The organism is Streptomyces sp. NPDC034099, assembly GCF_055575415.1.
Genome location: NZ_JBVISR010000004.1, coordinates 597,591 through 616,533, shown reverse-complemented (window position 1 = coordinate 616,533; position 18,943 = coordinate 597,591). Strand labels below are relative to the sequence as shown.

Sequence of the window (18,943 nt, the reverse complement as noted above, 5' to 3'; positions counted from 1 at the left end):
GCCTACGTCTACTGATTCCGACCACTACTGATTCCGACCACTCCCCGTGCAGCCCGCCGCTGACGGCACGTCACGGCACCGCTGGTCCTGGTGCGACTGAAGCGCGACGCCACCGAAGACGACCACGCAGACCAGGCCGACCATGACGGCCTGGCCGACCACGGTCACCACGGCCCTGACCCGAGCGGCCACCGCGGCCGCCGCCCCGGCGAGGACCCCGACTCCGCCGACGGCGGCCAGGTAATTCCCCAGGGGGTCGGGCGGAACGCTCTCCGCCGGGTCGAGGTTGAACCCGGACAGGAACCAGAGCCCGAGGATCACCGCCAAGGCGAGCAACTCCAGGAGCACGAGACCGCACCCGGCCCCGATGTCGGCGCCAAGATCCGCACGGCTCCTCCGTGCGGTACCGACGGTGGCGTCGAACGCCGGCGGGGCGACAGGCAGCTCCATACCCGCCACCCTGGCCCGCACGGCGCGCCGCGCACATGAGTACGGCTACTCAGCTCCCGAGCTTCGCGCCCCCTTCGCATGGGTCAGCCGAGGTACGGCCGGTTTCGGTTCTCCAAGAAGTGTCGAATCCGCAGCCGCTGGGTGTGATGCATGGGCAGCTCGGCCACCTCTCCCGCTGATGCTCAGCCATGCCCCGGAGGATCGGCCGACCATCTACGAGGTGGGCAAAGCAACGAGCTGACTTCCAAAGCCAACCGGGCACGCTGATGTCACCCGCTGATGCCAAAGGCCCCGTCCGGATAACCGGCGGGGCCTTTGATCTGTGTGCACTCGGCAGGATTCGAACCTGCAACCTTCTGATCCGTAGTCAGATGCTCTATCCGTTAAGCTACGAGTGCTTGTCTTGTTCAGTTTTACCGCCGCTCCCGGCCCTTCCGGCCCGCTCGCGGCGACAGGAAGAACATTACATGACTGCCGCCGTCATGTGAAATCCATTGGCCACACCCCTTGCGACCTGGGCAAATGCCTGCCTGAGGGCTGTCGGCAACGCAGAAGCCCCGGCCGTGTGGGCCGGGGCTTCCGTGATCGCGCGGAGGCGGAGGGATTTGAACCCTCGATGGGCTTTAAAACCCAAACCGCATTAGCAGTGCGGCGCCATAGACCGGACTAGGCGACGCCTCCAGACAACATCACCACCTCGCGTGCGAGCGCGAGTGGCGCGTGCCGATGATGACACAGTTGAGCGCGCTGTCACCAATCGACCCCTACGGTACTAGGCGGGCGGGCCGCAGGGCAAAGCCCTTACGGCGTAGTCCACGGCCGGTCGCGCAACGTCCGGGCGGCCCGCGCGTTGGTCAGGTCATGTTCCAGGTGACCCGCACCCCCGCCGCCCGCCTCCTCGGCGCCGCCGCCCTGTCCGCCGCCGCCCTCGCCTCCGTCTGCGCCGCGCCCTCGGCCGCAGTCACCGGCCCCGGTGCCCGGGACGGTGACCGCCTCACGATCACCGTCCGCGACGCCGGTCCCGGCATGGACGGCACGTACGAGCTGTCCTGCCACCCGGCCGCCGGCGACCATCCCGACCCCGAGGGCGCCTGCGCCGTCGTCGAGGGCGACACCAGGTGGGGCCGTGACACCTTCGCGCCGGTGCCCGAGGGCAGCGTCTGCACCATGCAGTACGGCGGCCCCGCCACCGCGCACGTCACCGGCACCTGGGCCGGCCGCCCCGTCGAGGCGACGTACGACCGACGCGACGGCTGCGAGATCTCCCGCTGGGACCGCATGGTGCCGCTGCTGCCCGAGATCGGGGCCCCGGCCCGGTCGTAGGCGCGGGACGCGGGCGTGGGCGTGTGGCCTCGGACGACGGGTCCGGACGGCCACCGGTCACACGTTCTACGTCACTTCCTCGTGCGACCTCCGTCCCATCCCACGCCGCCCGGCGGGCCCCAACCCTTAGACTCCCTCGCGTGACACGCTGCGGGCACGATTGGCAAGATGGCCCAGGCGGTCGGCAAGTGCGGTAACAGGAGGGAAGCGTCTCGTGAGCAGCAGGCCATCCCGAGGCACTGCTCGCCTCGCAGCCATACTGGACGCGCTGCCGGACGCGTTGGTCCTGGTCAACGCCAACGGCACCGTGGTCAACGCGAACACCATCGCGCTGGAGGCGTTCGAGACGCCGGGCACCGCGCTGGTCGGGCGGGGACTCCTTGATCTGCTGCCGCAGTTCGACTCGCGGCTCATCCCCGGCTCCATGCGGCGCCCCGACCACGTCGACCCGCGGGCGCGCACCAAGCCGACGCGGATGGTGGCCCGGCGCACCGACGGCTCCGAGTTCCCCGTCGAGGTCACCAGCGCCAATCTGGAGACCGGCCAGCAGGCCTACGACACCTACGGCTACACCGGCGACGAGCTGCTGATGCTGGTCGTCCGCGACCTCTCCGGCACCGTCGACACCGAGGCCGAGCTGGCCCGTTCGCAGCGGCAGACGGAGATGATCCTGCGGGCCGCCTCCGAGGGCGTCGTGGGCACCGACACCGACGGGCGGATCGTCCTCGTCAACCCGGCCGCCGCACAGATCCTGGGCTACCGCGCCGGTGAACTGGGCGGCCGGGAGCTGCACACCCTCGTCCTGCACTCGCGCGCCGACGGCTCGCCCTTCCCGTACGACGAGTCCCCGCTCGCCGACACCCTGCGTTCCGGGCGCAAGCACCGGGTGCGCGGGCAGGTGCTGTTCGCCAAGAGCGGGGACCAGCTGCCGGTCGACCTGACGACCGCGCCCGTGCGCGACGGCGACCAGCTCGTCGGCGCCGTGATGACCTTCACCGACCGGCGCCCCTACGACGCGCTGGTCAAGGAGCACGAGGAGGCGGAGCAGCGGCACGCCGAGGAGCTGGAGCGGCTCGCCGAGGAGCACGCCTCCGAGCTGACCGCCCTGCGTCAGCGGCACGTCGCCGAGTTGGAGGAGCTGCGGGAGAAGCACGCGGAGGAGATCGCCGCGGACGCCGACCGCTACGCCGCCCTCGGTGAGCGGGAGAAGGACCGGTACGAGGCGATCGCCGGGCGGCACGAGCAGCTGCTCACCCTCCTCGGCGACTCCCTGCGCGGCCCCCTCGACGAGCTGCGCCGGGAACTGGCCGCGCTGGCGTCGGACGACGCCGGTCAGTTGTGGCCCGAGGCCAACCAGGTGCTGCACCACCTGTCCGCCGGCTACTCGCGCATCACCACCCTCATCGACAACGTCCTCGGCTACCAGCGCCTCGACGTCGGCAACGAACAGGTCGCCCGTACGAAGGTGATGCTCGACGCCGTCGTCGCCGCGGGGGTCGACGGGGCCGTGGAGCTGATCGGGCCGGGGCGGGTCCAGTTCGCCGTGCACGCGCCGCCGATCGAGGCCGAGGTCGATCCCCGGCTGCTCGCCACCGCGCTCGCGCACCTCGTCGCGGACGTCGCGGGCGTCGACGCCACCGGCAACTCGCCCGTCTCGGCGACGGGCGGCTACCTGGACAACACCGTCGTGGTGGCCGCGGCGCAGCGCGGCGAGGTCGTGCGCATCGAGGTGCGCGGGCCGTACGCCGGGGGAGACCCGGTGCACGAGCCGATCGTGCGCGGGATCGTGCGGGCGCACGGCGGCGTGCTGCAGACGCACGAGGTGCCGGGCATGAGCGGCAGCGCGTACGTGCTCGAGGTGCCGATCGGTGGCGGCGCGGGTGCCGTCGCGGGCCAGGGCGCCGAGCCGGCCCAGGCCGCCCACGCCGCGCCGGACGCCGGGGCCGACGCGGCCGGTGCCGTGGGCGCGGGGAACGCCGTGGCCCTTCGGGAGCCGGCTGCGGGGGGCGGGCGGCGGCGTGCGCGCCGGGCGTCCGTCGACGCGTTCCTGGAGAGCGGGGTCGCGGGGGCGCCGGACGAGGGCGATGCCGGGCCGGAGGCGGAGAGCGCCGTACCGACCGGGCGGCGCAGGCGGCGTGCGGCCCAGGCGCAGGCCCAGTCCCAGGTCCAGGGCGAGGGCGAGGTGGAGCCCCGGGCTCCGCTTCCCGTGCCCGCGCAGGCGGGGCCCGGCGAGGGTGCCGGGGCCGGTGGTACCGGGCGTCGGCGCGGACGGCCCGCGGAGGGTTCGGGCGCCGAGGTCGCCGGGGTGCCCCAGGGACTGCCCGCCGGGGTCTCCGAGGGTGCCGTCGTCATGGCCGGCGAGCACGGCGGCGGGGCCGCGGCGTCCAACACCGGCCTGGGCGGGACCGTACCGCCCCAGGGCGTGCCCGGGCCCGCCGGGCGCCGGGGCGGGCAGGACGGCGGTGAGCAGCACGCGCTGCCCCCGGCGCTGCCCGCGCAGGCCGGCGAGTCGGACCCGGCAGACGCGGACCACGACCGGCCGACGGGGCGCCGACGCCGTGCCCTGGCCTCGGCCAACGAGCGCGCCGCGGCGCAGGAGGCGGCCCCGCGCCAGGTGTTCGCGCTGCCGCCCGCCGACGTCGACCGTCCGTCCGAGGGCACCGCGGAGGCGACCGCCCAGGGGCAGGTTCAGGGGCCGACCGGACCGGCGCAGGGATCGGCACCGGGACAGGGACGGCCCGGTCGGGTCCAGGTGCCCGGGCCCGCCGCTCCCGGTGACGCCCGGCCCGGCGACGGCCGCCACGACGCCGTACCGCACGACCAGTCCGAGGACCACACGCCTCCGCAGCCCCACCCGGCCGAGGCCCCCACGGGACGCCGTCGCCGGGCCGGGGCCGCCCACCCGGCCGACGAACCGGCGCCGGTCCCGACGGGGAACGCGCCCGCGCAGAGCATCCCGGTGCAGGGGGCGCCGCCGGTGCACGGAGCCCCCGTGCCCGCCCCGGCCGCCGTCCGCGCCGAGGCGCAGGCACCCCGGCCCGCGGAGCCCGGCGCCACCGCGCCCGCCACCCCCGGCCGGCCCGCCCCCGCGCCGCAGCCGTGGCCCGCCGCCGCGGACACCCAGGGCGCGGGCGCGCCCGTATCGCCGGGCACCCCCGTACCGCCTGGCACTCCAGTCCCGCCTGGCACTCCCGTAGCGCCGGGCACTCCCCCCGTACCGCCCGGCGCGGGCGCCGCACAGGCACCCGCGACGCCCGCGGCCCCGGCGAGTCCCGCCGCGGCCCCTGCCGGGCCCGCCACCCCCACCGCCCCTGCCGCGCCACAGGGCGTCCCCGCCTCCACACCGAGCCGTGGCACCCCGCTGCCGCCCGAGAACGCGCCCGCCCCGCGCGTGGCGCAGCCGCTGCCCGCCGAGGCGTCCGCGCCGGTCGACCCGAACTCGACGCAGGGACGGGCGATCAGTGTGCGAACCCTGGGCCAGGGACTGCCGTTCAACCGGCAGGCGGTCCAGGTGCAGCAGCCGTCGGCCACTCCCGCCCCGCACCACCCGGGCGGCGGCGGGCGGCGCCGCAAGCTGGGCACGCCGCCCGACCCGGCCACCACCCGCGCGGACCAGCCGGCCCGCCCGCACCCGCCCGCCGAACAGCCGCCCACCGGCCGGCCGACGCAGCAGCCCCAGCCGCAGGCCCCGCCCCAGCAGGAGCAGGCGTCCCTGGCCGGCGGTCAGGGACGGCTCGCGCCGGTCACCGAGGGCGCCGGACGGTCGTACGCCATAGGGGCACCGGACCGGAACGCCGCCGAGGGACCCGAGCCGCTGGACGGGCCCGGCGGGGCCGTCGAGGTGGCCGACCCACCGCGTCCGCAGCCGATGGACGACGAGCTGCCGCCGGAGCCGCTGGACAACCCGCGCCGGCTGCTGGTGTGGCCCGCGCCGGACGTCTCCACGCAGCAGGCGCTCAGCGACCGCGGCTACCGGCCGGTGATCGTGCACTCGCGCGAGGAGGTCGACGCGCAGATCGCGGCGTTCCCGGCCGCGCTGTTCGTGGACCCGCTGACCGGGCCGATCACGCGTACGGCGCTCCAGTCGCTGCGGCAGGCGGCGGTGGCCGCCGAGGTGCCGGTGCTGGTCACGGCCGGACTCGGACAGGCCTCGCGGGACGCCGCGTACGGCGCCGATCCCGCCGTCCTGCTGAAGGCGCTCGCGCCCCGGGACAGCGAGCAGCACCCGCCGCGCGTGCTGCTGATCGAGGAGCACGCGGAGATCGCGCTGGCCCTGACCTCGACGCTGGAGCGGCGCGGGATGCAGGTGGCGCGGGCGGCGAGCGACGCCGACGCGGTGACGCTGGCCGGGCAGTTCCGGCCGAACCTGGTCGTGATGGACCTGATGCGGGTGCAGCGGCGCCAGGAGGGGGCCGCCGGGATCGTCGACTGGCTGCGCGCCAACGGGCAGCTCAACCGCACCCCGCTGGTCGTCTACACCGCCGCCGTCGACCAGGACGACCTGCCCCGGCTGGCCTCGGGCGAGACGGTGCTGTTCCTGGCGGAGCGTTCCACCAGCGGTGAGGTGCAGTCCCGGATCGTCGAGCTGCTCTCGCGGATCGGGACCAACTGACCGGACTCAGCGGATCGGGACCGGCGGAGGTCACCCCTCCGAGGGCGCCCCTGCGCGTCAGCGGTCGACGATCCGCCGGGCCGCCTGCTTGATCGAGTCGCGCAGGCGGTCGGCGTCGTCGTCACCGCCGCCGACCAGGATGCGTTTCATCTGCGGCACGACGACCGCCCAGTTCGCCATCGCGACCAGCAGGAACAGGAGGTCGGGCGCCGGGATGGCGTCGGTGATCACGCCGCGCTCCTGGCCGTCCCGCAGGGTGGCGACCTTGCGGGCGTAGTGCGCCTGGCGTTCCGCCTCGTGGGGCAGCTCGGCGGTGCCGTACTCCATGCCCTCCCAGAAGAGCAGGCGCAGCAGCTCGGGGTGGGCGGCGTGGTAGTCCAGCAGGCGGTCGATCCAGCCCTCGACGTCGTCGGGGTCGACGGGGACGGAGATCGCGAGGTCGAGCATCTTCTTCTCGAGGACGGACGCGAACAGCTCGCCCTTGTTGCCGTAGTAGGCGTAGATCAGCTGCTTGTTGGCCTTGGCCTCGGCCGCGATGCGGTCGATGCGGGCGCCGGCGATGCCGTGGCGGGCGAACTCCGCCACCGCCGCCTCGAAGATCCGGGCCTTGGTGGCCTCGGGGTCCCTTGCTGCCATGGGGCCAGGGTAGCGGGGCGGCCGCGGTAACCAACTATTTGGTTGACAGGCTTCGGGAATGCGGGCCAGACTCCCGGGGTTGGTTCCAACCAACCAGTTAGTTGTTAGTCAGCGCGCACTCGAAGGAGTCGCTCCCCTCATGCCGTCATCGCCGTCATCGCCGTCATCGCCGTCATCACCGGCCGCTTCCGCAATCCCGCGGGCCGGGCTCGCACCCGGTCCCGTGCGTCCGCCCAGGGGAACGTCGTCCGGGGTCGGTCCGTCCGGCGCCGCCGGCCGCCTCTTCCTCCCCCTGATCGCCCTGTGCACCGCCGTCACGGCCGCCAACATCTACCTCGCGGCGCCGCTGCTCCCCCTCATCGCCCACGACATGGGCTCCACGCCGTCGGGGGTCGCCTGGCTCGCCTCGGTCGCGCAGCTGGGGTACGCGGCCGGCCTGCTCTTCTTCGCCCCGCTCGGGGACAGCGTGAACCGGCGCCGGCTGGTCGCCGTCCTCTCGCTGGTCGCCACGGCGGCCCTGCTCGCCGCCGCCGCGTCCGCGGGGACCGGCGCGCTCGCGGGCGCCGTCCTGGTCGCCTCGGCCGCGACCGTCGTACCGCAGCTGCTCGTCCCGCTGGTCGCCGAGCGCGCCCCCGCCGACCGCCGGGCCCGGCACGTCGCCGCCGTCATCGCGGGCCTGTTCACCGGCGTCGTCGCGGCCCGGGTGGTCGGCGGTCTCGCCGGGCAGGCCTTCGGCTGGCGCGCGGTGTTCGTGGGCGCCGCCGTCCTGACCGCCGTACTGGGGCTGGCGACCGCGTACATCCTGCCCGTGGAGCGGCGGCAGCGCCGGGGTCCGCTGTTCGCGGGGCTCGTCGCGATACCCGGCGTGGTGCGCCGCTCCCCCGACCTGTGGCGGGCGTGCGTGCGCCAGGCCGGGATGTACGGCGCCTGGAGCGCCCTGTGGACCTCGCTCGCGCTGCTGCTGGCGGGGGACGAGGGGTACGGCATGACCACCGCCGCGGCCGGGCTGTTCGGCCTGTTCGGGCTGGCGGCGAGTGTGGTCGCGCCGCTCGCCGGGGGCCTGGTCGACCGGTTCGGCGCCGGTGCGGTCGTACGGTCCGCGTACGCGCTGGCCGCTCTGTCGGTGCCGCTGTTCTGGCTGGGCGGACAGGCGATGGCGGCCCTGTGCGCGGCCGCCGTCCTGGTGCACGCCGCCCTGGTCGCCTCGCACGTCGCCAACCAGACCCTCGCCCTGACCACCACCCCGGCCCCGGCCACCGCCAACACGGCGTACGTCGTCGCCGGCTTCGCGGGCGGCGCGCTGGCCTCGGCCCTCGCGGGGCCCGCGTTCGCCCACTGGGGCTGGGGCGGCGTGTGCGCGGTGGCGGGAGCCTGGCTGGTGCTGGGGTGGACGGCCACGGCCGTGCGCCCGGCTCGGTGAGGACGGCCAGGGTCGCACGCCCCGCGCGGTGAGGACGGAAGAGGGGCCGGGCGGAGGCCGTGGGGCCGCCGCCCGGCGTCGTCGTGCGCGCGCCGGTCAGAGCCGGGTGACGTCGAGACCGCCGTCGGCGTACTGCCTGCGCAGCACCTTCTTGTCGAACTTGCCGACGCTGGTCTTCGGCACCGTCTCGATGACCGTCCAGCGTTCCGGGAGCTGCCACTTGGCGATCTTGCCGTCTTCGGCGAGGAAGGTGCGCAGGGCGGTGAAGTCGACGTCGGCCCCCTCCTTGAGGACGACGGTGGCCAGCGGCCGCTCGCCCCACTTGTCGTCCGGTACGGCGACCACGGCGGCCTCGGCGACGTCCGGGTGGGCCATCAGCGCGTTCTCCAGCTCCACGGAGGAGATCCACTCGCCGCCGGACTTGATGACGTCCTTGGCCCGGTCGGTGAGGGTGAGGAACCCGTCCGGGGAGATGGTGCCGACGTCGCCCGTCTTCAGCCAGCCGTCCTCGCTGAACTTGTCGTCGGGACGCAGCGGGTCGGCGCCGGGGCCGTTGTAGTAGGCGCCGGCGATCCAGTTGCCGCGCACCTCCAGCTCACCGGCGGACGCGCCGTCCCAGGGCAGGCGCTCGCCGCCGGGACCGGTGAGGCGGGCCTCGACGCCGGCCGGGAAACGGCCCTGGGTGAGGCGGTACGCGAACTCCTCCGGCGTCCCCACCACGTGGGCCGGCGGCCGGGCGACCGTGCCGAGCGGCGAGGTCTCCGTCATGCCCCAGGCGTGGCAGACCCGCATGCCGAGCGCGTCGAACGCCTCCATCAGCGACGGGGGACAGGCCGAGCCGCCGATGGTGACCTGGGTGAGGGAGGAGACGTCGCGGGGCCTGGCCGTCAGCTCGGCGAGCAGGCCCTGCCAGATGGTGGGGACGGCGGCGGCGTGCGTGGGCCGCTCGCCCTCGATCATCGCGGCGAGGGGCGCGGGCTGCAGGAAGCGGTCCGGCATCAGCATGTTCACGCCGGTCATGAAGGTCGCGTGCGGCAGTCCCCAGGCGTTGACGTGGAACTGCGGGACCACCACCAGCGAGGTGTCCTGGTCGGTCAGGCCCATCGACTGCGCCATGTTGACCTGCATGGAGTGCAGGTAGATGGAGCGGTGGCTGTAGACCACGCCCTTGGGGTCGCCGGTGGTGCCGGAGGTGTAGCACATGGCGGCCGCGGCGCGCTCGTCCAGCTCGGGCCAGTCGTACGTGGTGGGCTTGCCGGCGATCAGGTCCTCGTACTCGTGCACCTGGACGGACGCCCCGTCCAGCAGGGAGCGGTCGCCCGGCCCACTGACGACGACGTGCTCGACCGGCTTGAGGTGCGGCAGCAGCGGGGCGAGCAGCGGCAGCAGCGATCCGTTGGCGATCACGACCCGGTCGGCGGCGTGGTTCACGATCCAGGCCAGCTGCTCGGGCGGGAGGCGGAGATTGAGGGTGTGGAGGATCGCGCCCATGGAGGGGATCGCGAAGTACGCCTCGACGTGCTCGGCGTTGTTCCACATGAGGGTCGCCACGCGTTCGTCGTCGCCGACGGCGAGGTCCTCGCGCAGGGCGTGCGCCAACTGGGCGGCGCGGGCGCCGATCTCGGCGAAGGAGCGGCGGTGCGGCTCGTCCTCACCGGTCCAGGTGGTCACCTGCGAGCTGCCGTGGATGGTCGACCCGTGGGCCAGGATCCTCGAAATCAGCAGCGGTACGTCCTGCATCGTGCTCAGCACGGTGTCCTCCCGGGGCGACATTGCCTACGCGGCGGCAAGGGTTGCGCTGATTCTGCGCACATACCGCGCGGTATGTCACTAGTCCCGGGTGATCGATCAGCGGGCGGGTCCGCGTGCGCGATCCCACCGAGGGCGCACAGTCCGGTCAGGACCGGACAAACCCCAGCTCAGGGTCCTCCCGGAGCTTGCCGAGGGCCCGGGAGACCGCCGACTTCACGGTGCCCACGGAGACGCCCAGCACTTCCGCCGTCCGGGCCTCGCTGAGGTCCTCGTAGTACCTGAGGACGACCATCGCGCGCTGCCGTGCGGGCAGCTTCATGATCGCCCGCCACATCGCGTCGTGCAGGGCCTGCCGCTCCGCCGGGTCGTCGCCGTTGGGCACGGGCTCAGGCTCGGGCAGCTCGTCGCAGGCGAACTCGTCGACCTTGCGCTTGCGCCACTGCGAGGTCCGGGTGTTCAGCAGCGCCCGGCGGACATAGCCGTCCAGGGCGCGGTGGTCCTCGATGCGCTCCCAGGCCACGTACGTCTTGGCGAGCGCGGTCTGCAGCAGGTCCTCCGCGTCGCTCGGGTTCGCGGTGAGCGACCGGGCGGTACGCAGCAGCACCGGCTGGCGGGCCTTCACGTACGAGGAGAACGACGGGTAGGGGAAGGTCTGCGCCCTGGCCGTGGCCGCGGCCGGTGCCGTGGCCGGCGCCAGGGCGGTGGCGGCGTTCGAAGCGCTGGTGCAGACGGGTGTGGTCATGGCTCAACGCTATGAGCGAGGGGATGCCCGGCGGATCGGCCGCAGGTCCCGAAGCAGAGTCCGCCTCAGGTTGTAGGGGTGGCGTTGGCCCCACCTCCTGTAGGTGGAGTGGGGGGAGGAGGGGTACTGCGGGTTGACCCCTGGGGGTCCGGCGCGGGAGGAGCGCCCGCGCGGACGGCTCCGGGCGATCGGGGGCGCGAAAACGTCCGGGCGACGGTACCGAAGTACCGCCGCCCGGACGCACTGCGACCCCATGAAGCACACCCGCACAAGAAACCGGGGCCGGCGCGCCGGCGCACCCGCGCCGGCCCCTCAGCTCACCACCACAGCGGGGAGAAGCTGACGGCCACGTTCTCGTTGCCCTGGTTGATCGCGGTGAAGGCGGAGCCGTCGACCTGCGCGGTGTTGCTCTGGTTCGAGGCCCCGGTGCCGACCGCCTGCTGCTGCGTGGTGGACGAGTTGCCGTTGTTGTTCCCGCCGACACCGCTGCCGAGGATGCCGGCGTTGGCACTGGCGGCGGTCGCGGTCGATCCGTCGTCCGCGAAGGCACCGTTGTCCGCCGTCGCGATCCCGCCGAAGAGAGCGGCGGCGAGCGGAAGGGCGGCGACGGCGGCGACGACACGGGCGGTACGGATGCTTGCCATGTTGTTCCTCCAGAACAAGTGCGCACCGGCTTCCAGCCGACAACGCGAGAAGTACGTGAACTAGGGCTTGTGCCAAGGCAGTTGGCCGACCGCCTCGACGCTGTGCACGACGTCGCGTGATCAGAGTTGCCCACCGAATCCCCGGCGAACCACCCCGGAAGCCCTGATTCGCCCTCAAGCGTGAGGACAAGTCGATAAACCCCTTTGCTTCCCTTCCGCCTCACGAAGGGACAGCAGGGACGACTCCGCCCCAAGCCCCGCAAGGGGTGAAGCGTTCCGCCACTTTCTCTCCCCGCCACCGCCTCCCCGGCGTGTCGTACCCCCTCCCCTTCCCTTTGTCGAACATACGTACGAACATAGACCCATGGCCACCACCGACCGGCAGGCCACGACGCTGGCCCTCGCACACGCCCTGTCAGCCGCGGAACGCGGGCTGGCCGTCATCCCGCTGTCCCGGACGAAGCTCCCGGCGCTGCGCTCCCCCCACCGCGACGCCCCGGCGCCGGAGCCGTTCACCTGCCGCGGCGGGTGCGGACGCTTCGGCCACGGCGTCCACGACGCCTCCACCGACCCGGCCCGCGTCCGCGCGCTGTTCGCCGCCGCACCCTGGGCCACGGGCTACGGCATCGCCTGCGGCCTGCCGCCGCACCACCTGATCGGCATCGACCTGGACACGAAATCGGACGACTCGGAGACGGACTCCTCGACCGCCCTGCGCGAACTGGCCCTGCGCCACCTCTTCACGATCCCGCCCACGGTCGTCGTCCTGACCCCCAGCGGCGGCCGCCACCTCTGGCTGACCGGCCCGCCCGACCACGTCGTCCCCAACTCGGCCGGCCGCCTCGCCCCCGGCATCGACATCCGCGGCGCCGGCGGCTACCTGGTCGGCCCCGGCTCCCGCACCCGCCACGGCATCTACACGACCGCACCCGGCACCGCCCACCTGGCCCCGGCACCCTGCCCGCCCGCCCTCCTGCGCCTGCTGCTCCCGCCCCCGGTGCGGCATACCGGGGGCGGGACGACGGGCGGCGACGGCCGGGGCCTGGTCCAGTTCGTCCTCGCCGCGCACCGGGGCCAGCGCAACACCCGCCTCTTCTGGGCGGCCTGCCGCGCCTACGAGAACGGCATCGGCGCGGCCCTGCTGGCCCCGCTGCTGGAAGCCGCACGCACCACCGGCCTGACCGAACGCGAGGCCCGCGCGACCCTCGCCTCGGCGGCCCGCATGACGGGCCACCACCCCTGACGCACCCCGAGCCGCCCCTCCCTCCGCCTCCCCCGGCCACCTGGGCGCCCGTCCCACCCGGCACGCAACCGAAAGACGCCGATGCACGACCGCCCCAGAGTGCCGAACCTGTCACTGACCCGCATCGCCCTGTCCTGCGGCCGCAGCGTCGACCTGACCGACCTGCGCCTCACCCCGACCTACGGCGACATGCCGCACGGCTACCCGTGCCGCCCCGCCAACGACCTGCGCATCCGGGCCCTCCTGCACACCGCCGCCCAGATGTCCCCCACCGTGCCGGTCCACCTCATCCCACCGCCGCGCGAGTACCCGGACCAGTACGCGGGCGCCTTCGGCCCCGTCGAGACACTCCCACGCGTCGCCTGCGTCGGCCGCTTCTCCTCGACCCCCCTGACCCCGGCCAACGACCCGGTCGCCTACCGCTCCGGCCTGACCGTCATCTGGTTCCAGCCGACGACCCGAATCCCGTCCCCGTACGACACCGACCCACCCCTGCACGACATCGACTGGCCAACCCTGGCCCGGGACTACGCGCTGGGGGACCCGCCGTACGGGCCCTGAGTCCCCGGGCTCCCGCTGCCCCTTCCGTGCCCGATCGGCCGGGAAAACGCGGGGAACGGCAGTGCTCGGCGGGCAGCGCGCACCGCGACGGCCCCCGACCGTAACGCCTGGTCAGGGGCCGTCAACAACTGCGGTGGGTGTGGGATTTGAACCCACGGTGACTTGCGCCACGACGGTTTTCAAGACCGATCAATGAGAGATACCGGCATCCCTCTGACCTGCAAGGACGTCAACGACAAGCGATGCTGGCGCGGCGCACTGGCCAGAGGATGGCCACAGGCGCTCTCACGCCGATTCGGACGGTACCGTCCGGCACCGGTGGTTCCGAGCCGCAACATCTGATCTCGTACGTTGTGCCACTTCAGGGAAAGTGGTGGCGCGATTGGCCGACAGTGACCAAGCTGATCACTGTGGCATGGATACGTAGGGCGACGAGGCGGCGCAGCCATCAACACGTAGGCGGCTCAGAGTGGGGCACCTTCGTAATCCTACTTCTCACCACTGGAACCGCCGCTTACAGCAGCCTGTCCGACCTGTTCCCCAAGCTGCCGCCCGCCGTTTGGGCCGGCATTGGGGGGTTCTTCGCTTCAGCCGTCGCCGCCGTCGTGCTCACCGTGCTTCGCTTGCAAAAACGCGAAGCACAAGAGATCCAGGCCGGCCGCGAGCGCGTACGGTCTGCAGAACGAAACCTTGAAGCCGCCTTGCGCACTGAGCGTTCGCCTGGGGCGTCCGCGTCCTTGCTCGAAGTTTCCGGCGACCTCGTTTTACTCCCCCACCAATCCGAGGCTGAAGGCAGAGACGGTGCAAACCCACCGGATGCCGAAGGCAATCAAGGGCTGGAAGGACGACCAGCTCCCTCCGGCGGCCCATCTGGCGAGGCAGAGGTTCAAACGCCCACGACCTCACCACGGTTGACGTTGCCCGAGCTATGGACTGTGACCCATACGAGACTCGATCTCTACCACGACATCGCCACTGGCCAGGCGCGCCGATCCTTCAGAAACGCACAAGCCGCCATGATCACCGGCTTTGTCCTGTTGATCGTTTTTGTGGCGGTGGCGCTACAGGCGAGCACAACCGCGGGAAGCGTAGTGGCGGGCGCACTGGGGGGCGTCTCTGCAGCCCTATCTGGCTTCGTGGCTCGCACCTTTGTGAAGTCGCAGGAGACGGCTGCGGCTCACTTGCGTGCCTACTTCGATCAACCACTTGAGTTTTCCCGCTACCTCGCCGCTGAACGTCTGATCGCAGACTCCGCGCTTACCGAGGAACAGCGGGCCGAAGCGCTGACAGCCCTGGTGCAGGCGATGGTTACACCTCCGGCCGCACCTGTTGGCTCTGGCCAAGGGCTTGGAACACCAGGGCAAGCTAACCAGGGATAGTCGCAGGCGCCAGTGGACCACGGCGTGCGCCACGGGCTTCACACACTCTCGCCCAGAAGGTCGGCAATGCTTTGCTCCGACCAGTGGCCTGTTGCACCAGGGCAGGCCGCAACGTACGAAGCCACAGCTTCCACGTCCCATGCGCCAGCAGACAGAAGCCCTGACGCCAGAAAGCGCACGTAGGCGGCAGAGGGAGGCACCCACTCCACTTCATCTGTACTCCACGGGGCCGTGAAGGTGAGTACGGGCATTTCGTCAACCTGGCCGGCGCACACGAGCGTTTCGTAGCGGCCCTCGCCCAACACGGCACGCCCTTGCGTCAGCGCGTCGACTAGGTCAAGGTCCGTCCCTGGCGTCCTGTACATCTCCTGAGCCGCGATATCGGCAAACTGCTGGGCTGTCACCAGGTGCGCTCTGGCAAGCACACGTCCGTCCGCATGTGGGTCATAGAAGGCCCTACCGCCTCCCCACACAGGGGATTCGGTCGCGAAATACATCGCGCCCGTTAGTTCTACGGGGATGGACCGAGTCGGCATAGCCCGGTTACGGCATCCCGGGTACTCCCTTGCTGCTCCGGGTGGCCGGCCGCCCTTGATGTAGGTGGCCAGCCGGTCCAAGTGCATGTTGGACCCGTAGGAGGTGTACCAGACCCACGCCGGGCGCCGGTTGCGCGGCAGCGTCGAGTCAATACTTCGCAGGGCCTTCACTCTGGTTCGCTCCTGTGGGACGTGCTCACTCTGCCGAAACGTCGTACCTGATGACATGACGGTCTCCCGGAAGGATCGTGATCATTACTCGTAGGGGCCGGTCGTTCTCGTCGTAGCCCGTACGCATGTGCACGGCCACGGGAGTGGCAGAGGGCAGCGACAGCTTTTCGATCTCCGCACGCGTCGGCATTCGCACGGTGATCTCGTCGCGATAGCGAGCCTGAACAAGGCCAACGCTGGCCAGGATGCCGCCTGGTGCTGACACATCTTCCGGCAGCATGAGCGGGGTCCCCCTGACCAGCTCCTCCGGGAAGTAGGAGTCAGCCAAGGCGTAGGGGTCCTGGTCGACTATGCGCACTCGTTCCCGAACAACAGTCAAGGCAGTCTCTGCGTCGAGCTGGAGACGTTCTGCGACGTCCGCCGGCGGGCGTCGGATGGAGACGCGTACTTCCTGCCTGGGCTGTCGACCACTTTCAGCCACAATGCTGGCCCACTGGTCACCGTTGTTGTCTGACGTGTGCCGCGCTCGCGACTCCAGCACCGACCAATCCCAGACCGCTGGCGTCAAGCTGCGGCGAACGAAGCTACCGCGCCCCTGACCAGCAATGATGAGCCCTTCTTCGGTCAGGCGCCGCAGGGCCAGCCGGACTGTATTGCGACTCGCCTCGTATCGCTCCACCAGCTCAAACTCCGTCGGGAGCTGTTCGCCGGCCTCAAGCTCGCCCCGCTCGATCTGTCCTCGCAGGTCATCCGCAATTCGGTGGTACCTCGGGCGCTGCTCCCGCACGGTGCCTCCCCGCTAGTTGGCTGACTTGTGCCAACAACATACGCCCTTTCCCTTGACGAGCCCAGCGACTCAGGGCAAGCTCAGCGCATCGGTTGTTGGTACAACACCACCAACACCGTTGAGTCAGTCTTTATGCCGGGCAGGGTAGCTGCGGCGTGCTGTAGGGCGCCGTAAGGCTCTGAACTGGTCGTTCATTGACAACTGAATGGGGATCACGCCGCCTCTCCTCGGCCAAGTAGGCGGACACACGGGATCTCCGTGTGAGGTACAGCGCGATTTGACCCATCCGCAGCCCTGCTGCGGCCGGTTGCCTCCGCTGCACGTCTCGCACGTGCAGCGCAGAGGGGAGCCGGAACCCCGACTTCAACGGCGCGCGCCCCCGGAGTTGCAGCTCCGGGGGCGCTGTTCGGGCCGTTTCACCTGCTAGGGAGACCACGACCCATGAACCACATCGTCACTGTTCAGGACGCTGTTACCGCGCTCGCCGACTTCATGGAGCCGACGGACGCTGAATTGAACGCGATCGAGCAAGAGATGCCCGTCATCCTGGCGGACGTCGACCTGTTGGACGCGCAGATCGCCACCCTTGACCGCACGCCGACCGAGCTGGACGACCGCCGCATCCGCCGGGCCCGGCGCCGCGCGCTCGCCGCCCGCGTCGCGCTGGTCAACCGCACGGCCGGTGCGAGTCTGCCCGGTGGTGCGGCATGAACCTTCACCACAAGGGCCGCGCGGCCCTCGTGCTCGCCCTGGTAGCCGTGGTCGCCATGGCCTTCCGGGTCTCGTGGAACGCGCTGCGGGACATCGCCGGCGCGGTCGGCGCCGACGACACGGCCGCGATGCTGTACCCGTTCGTGGTCGACGGCCTCATGGCGCTCGCCCTCGTCGCCACCCTCGTGCTGGCCGACCGCGACCGCACGTTCGCCCTGCGCGTGCTGGGGGCGTACACGGTCGCGTCGCTGGTCCTCAACTACGTGCACGGTCTCGTGCCCGAGCTGCACGGCCGAACCGTCGACTGGGGTCGACTGGCCGACTGGGACCCGGCGAACTGGGCCCTGGTCCTGCTCGCCACGTCGTTGCCGGTCGGGTCGATCTACTTCGGTTCCGACCTGGTCGCCAAGGTGTTGCACCACCGCCCCGTCCCGATTCCGGCCGTGAGCAAGAATGCGGAGGAATCTACCGAGACCACAATGAAACGGTCTACGGCTGACCTGCCGGTATCGACACCCGCACCGATCGTGCCGAACGCGGCGGGCCTGCCCCGTCCGGTGGCCGTCGGCTTCCTCAAGTCGACGCTGCCGGCCAAGCCGTACCCCTCGACCGCACCGGCCCCCGCCGCCCCGATCGAGCGGCGTGCGGTGGCCGCTGAGTCGCCTCGCCGGCGCCGCGCCACGGGCCGTGTCCCGGACGCGGCCAAGCCGACTCCACCGAAGCGGACGCGGGATCAGTTGCTCGCCGAAGCGCGCAAGGCGACGGCCGGTTGGCCGGACGCGAAGGTGACCGGTGAGGGCATCCGGCGTGCCATCCGCACATCGCCGGCGAACGCCCGCTCGCTGCGGGACACGCTCCTTGCCGAGCGCGCCGCCGCGTCGGCCGAGATCGCGTGATGGCGTCGCTGCCGGTGTTCCGGTGGCACCTGGCCCCGGACGGCTACGCCACCCGCCGCCAACTCCGTGCACACGGGCTGCGGCCCGGCGGTCAGGGAGTGGCCGCGACCCTCGAACGGCCGCGCCGCCGCCGGGGACCGCTGGTCGCCTTCCTCTACCGGGTCGACCTCGCCAAGCCGGTCCGTCCGATGACGCCGGGCCGGTGGGCCGCCCTCGCGGCGGCGAACACCGCGCGGCGTACCTGCCCGCAGTGCCGGCGGGACGTGGGCTACGTCATCCCCACTTCGCTCGGTACCTGCGCCAGCTGCGCGTTTCCTGATTCCTGTGACTCCGTGAGGAGCGTGTGAGCATGCGCAATGCCGATATCCGCCGTCTGGACCGCGAGATCCTGGCGACAGAGAAGAAGCTCGAAGCGGTTCGCCGGGGTGAGTGGTGGCCGCTGAATGGCAGTGAACGGAGGGCCATGGCCCGCTCGCTGACCGTCGGCGGCTTCAAGGTCGCCCGGGGCCGCAGCGCGGGCCGCGAAGAACAGCGCATGGACACGACCGGCAACAGTGCGGAGCTGCGGCTGAATGCGGAACTGACCGCTCTGCACGCCGAGCGGCAGCGCCTCATGACCGAGGCCGCCAAGGGCAAGGCCGCCAAGAAGTCGTCGGGCTGGTGGTGACCATGGCCGCCTCGACCACGCCGCCGGGTGAGTGCCCGCAGTGCTGGCAGCACGCCCACGACCGGCGCATTCACCGCAAGCTCAAGCCGCGCGAGGACTGCCCGCAGTGCGTTGACCACATGGTCAACGGCTGCCCCTACCTCGTGCCCAAGCAGTCGAAGGGCTGGTGGTGAGCATGCCGCGCACCGCCGCTCTGATCTCGCACTTTCACTGCCCGGACTGCGGACCGCTGGTGTTCGGCACGACGCGGGCCGTCTGCGGCCACGTCATCCCCGCCCCGGCCACCGGCCACGGCCCGGAGCGCAAGTGCCCCGCCTGCAAGGCGGCCCTGCGCTCCCACAAGGCCAGCCACCGCCGCTAACCCCTCCCCGGGGCGCCGCCGCCTGCCCGGTCGGCGCCCCCTCTCGTCCTCC

The 18,943-nt window shown here is 72.1% G+C and carries 18 protein-coding genes, 2 tRNA genes and 1 pseudogene; 12 read left to right on the top strand and 9 right to left on the bottom strand.

What is annotated here, in order from left to right:
• Nucleotides 1-24: 24 nt before the first annotated feature.
• From ACZ56V_RS15285 to ACZ56V_RS15270, 4 genes and pseudogenes are all read right to left on the bottom strand, one after another.
• Nucleotides 25-450, bottom strand: coding sequence for a DUF6234 family protein (locus ACZ56V_RS15285; protein ID WP_468942532.1), 426 nt, complete (start codon nt 448-450; stop codon nt 25-27).
• Nucleotides 451-533: 83 nt separating this feature from the next.
• Nucleotides 534-620: pseudogene (locus ACZ56V_RS15280) on the bottom strand (DNA mismatch repair protein MutT); the annotation flags it as partial.
• A gap of 155 nt (nt 621-775) precedes the next feature.
• Nucleotides 776-848: transfer RNA gene (locus ACZ56V_RS15275), tRNA-Arg, on the bottom strand.
• Nucleotides 849-1,040: 192 nt separating this feature from the next.
• Nucleotides 1,041-1,131, bottom strand: a tRNA-Ser gene (locus ACZ56V_RS15270).
• Nucleotides 1,132-1,311: 180 nt separating this feature from the next.
• Between ACZ56V_RS15270 and ACZ56V_RS15265 the strand changes: the two genes are divergently transcribed.
• Together ACZ56V_RS15265 and ACZ56V_RS15260 are read left to right on the top strand one after the other, a co-directional pair.
• Nucleotides 1,312-1,773, top strand: coding sequence for an SSI family serine proteinase inhibitor (locus tag ACZ56V_RS15265; protein ID WP_468942530.1), 462 nt, complete (start codon nt 1,312-1,314; stop codon nt 1,771-1,773).
• A 214-nt stretch (nt 1,774-1,987) separates the two neighbouring features.
• A complete protein-coding gene (locus ACZ56V_RS15260; RefSeq protein WP_468942528.1) occupies nt 1,988-6,385 on the top strand; it encodes a hybrid sensor histidine kinase/response regulator in 4,398 nt (1,465 codons plus the stop codon).
• 57 nt (nt 6,386-6,442) lie between these two features.
• On the opposite strand, the gene ACZ56V_RS15255 is transcribed toward ACZ56V_RS15260, so the two are convergent.
• Nucleotides 6,443-7,021, bottom strand: coding sequence for a TetR/AcrR family transcriptional regulator (locus ACZ56V_RS15255; RefSeq protein ID WP_398911266.1), 579 nt, complete (start codon nt 7,019-7,021; stop codon nt 6,443-6,445).
• A gap of 139 nt (nt 7,022-7,160) precedes the next feature.
• Here ACZ56V_RS15255 and ACZ56V_RS15250 point away from each other — a divergent pair, with 139 nt between their 5' ends.
• Nucleotides 7,161-8,441, top strand: coding sequence for an MFS transporter (locus ACZ56V_RS15250; protein WP_467378649.1), 1,281 nt, complete (start codon nt 7,161-7,163; stop codon nt 8,439-8,441).
• Between the two features lie 96 nt (nt 8,442-8,537).
• On the opposite strand, the gene ACZ56V_RS15245 is transcribed toward ACZ56V_RS15250, so the two are convergent.
• The 3 genes from ACZ56V_RS15245 to ACZ56V_RS15235 form a co-directional block, all read right to left on the bottom strand.
• A complete protein-coding gene (locus ACZ56V_RS15245) occupies nt 8,538-10,214 on the bottom strand; it encodes a long-chain fatty acid--CoA ligase (protein ID WP_468942525.1) in 1,677 nt (558 codons plus the stop codon).
• 124 nt (nt 10,215-10,338) lie between these two features.
• Nucleotides 10,339-10,935, bottom strand: coding sequence for a SigE family RNA polymerase sigma factor (locus ACZ56V_RS15240; protein WP_467378653.1), 597 nt, complete (start codon nt 10,933-10,935; stop codon nt 10,339-10,341).
• A gap of 317 nt (nt 10,936-11,252) precedes the next feature.
• Nucleotides 11,253-11,579 (bottom strand): hypothetical protein, encoded by a 327-nt coding sequence (locus ACZ56V_RS15235; protein WP_356372650.1) that lies wholly within the window; start codon nt 11,577-11,579, stop codon nt 11,253-11,255.
• A gap of 364 nt (nt 11,580-11,943) precedes the next feature.
• Between ACZ56V_RS15235 and ACZ56V_RS15230 the strand changes: the two genes are divergently transcribed.
• The 3 genes from ACZ56V_RS15230 to ACZ56V_RS15220 all read left to right on the top strand — a co-directional run bounded on the left by ACZ56V_RS15230 (nt 11,944) and on the right by ACZ56V_RS15220 (nt 14,762).
• Nucleotides 11,944-12,822: a bifunctional DNA primase/polymerase gene (locus tag ACZ56V_RS15230; RefSeq protein ID WP_398911273.1), complete on the top strand. Its 879-nt coding sequence runs from the start codon at nt 11,944-11,946 to the stop codon at nt 12,820-12,822.
• A gap of 81 nt (nt 12,823-12,903) precedes the next feature.
• On the top strand, nt 12,904-13,383 hold the full coding sequence (locus ACZ56V_RS15225; RefSeq protein ID WP_468942522.1) for a hypothetical protein: 480 nt from the start codon (nt 12,904-12,906) through the stop codon (nt 13,381-13,383).
• Nucleotides 13,384-13,775: 392 nt separating this feature from the next.
• A complete protein-coding gene (locus tag ACZ56V_RS15220; RefSeq protein WP_468942520.1) occupies nt 13,776-14,762 on the top strand; it encodes a TRADD-N-associated membrane domain-containing protein in 987 nt (328 codons plus the stop codon).
• 732 nt (nt 14,763-15,494) lie between these two features.
• Here the strand turns inward: ACZ56V_RS15220 and ACZ56V_RS15215 are convergent.
• On the bottom strand, nt 15,495-16,256 hold the full coding sequence (locus tag ACZ56V_RS15215; RefSeq protein ID WP_376302337.1) for a GntR family transcriptional regulator: 762 nt from the start codon (nt 16,254-16,256) through the stop codon (nt 15,495-15,497).
• 441 nt (nt 16,257-16,697) lie between these two features.
• Here ACZ56V_RS15215 and ACZ56V_RS15210 point away from each other — a divergent pair, with 441 nt between their 5' ends.
• From ACZ56V_RS15210 to ACZ56V_RS15185, 6 genes are read left to right on the top strand one after another with little or no spacing between them, the layout of a single operon-like run.
• On the top strand, nt 16,698-16,967 hold the full coding sequence (locus tag ACZ56V_RS15210; RefSeq protein WP_468942517.1) for a DUF6284 family protein: 270 nt from the start codon (nt 16,698-16,700) through the stop codon (nt 16,965-16,967).
• On the top strand, nt 16,964-17,863 hold the full coding sequence (locus tag ACZ56V_RS15205) for a DUF2637 domain-containing protein (protein WP_468942514.1): 900 nt from the start codon (nt 16,964-16,966) through the stop codon (nt 17,861-17,863). Before ACZ56V_RS15210 ends, ACZ56V_RS15205 begins: the two co-directional genes overlap by 4 nt.
• The gene (locus tag ACZ56V_RS15200) at nt 17,863-18,210 is read left to right on the top strand and encodes an RRQRL motif-containing zinc-binding protein (RefSeq protein ID WP_468942511.1); all 348 of its coding nucleotides are present in this window, start codon (nt 17,863-17,865) and stop codon (nt 18,208-18,210) included. Before ACZ56V_RS15205 ends, ACZ56V_RS15200 begins: the two co-directional genes overlap by 1 nt.
• Before the next feature lie 2 nt (nt 18,211-18,212).
• Nucleotides 18,213-18,530 carry a hypothetical protein gene (locus ACZ56V_RS15195; protein ID WP_468942508.1) on the top strand — a complete coding sequence of 106 codons (318 nt, stop codon included), beginning with the start codon at nt 18,213-18,215 and terminating at the stop codon, nt 18,528-18,530.
• A 2-nt stretch (nt 18,531-18,532) separates the two neighbouring features.
• The gene (locus ACZ56V_RS15190) at nt 18,533-18,703 is read left to right on the top strand and encodes a pRL2-8 (RefSeq protein ID WP_468942680.1); all 171 of its coding nucleotides are present in this window, start codon (nt 18,533-18,535) and stop codon (nt 18,701-18,703) included.
• 2 nt (nt 18,704-18,705) lie between these two features.
• Nucleotides 18,706-18,891 (top strand): hypothetical protein, encoded by a 186-nt coding sequence (locus ACZ56V_RS15185; protein WP_468942506.1) that lies wholly within the window; start codon nt 18,706-18,708, stop codon nt 18,889-18,891.
• Nucleotides 18,892-18,943: the final 52 nt, after the last annotated feature.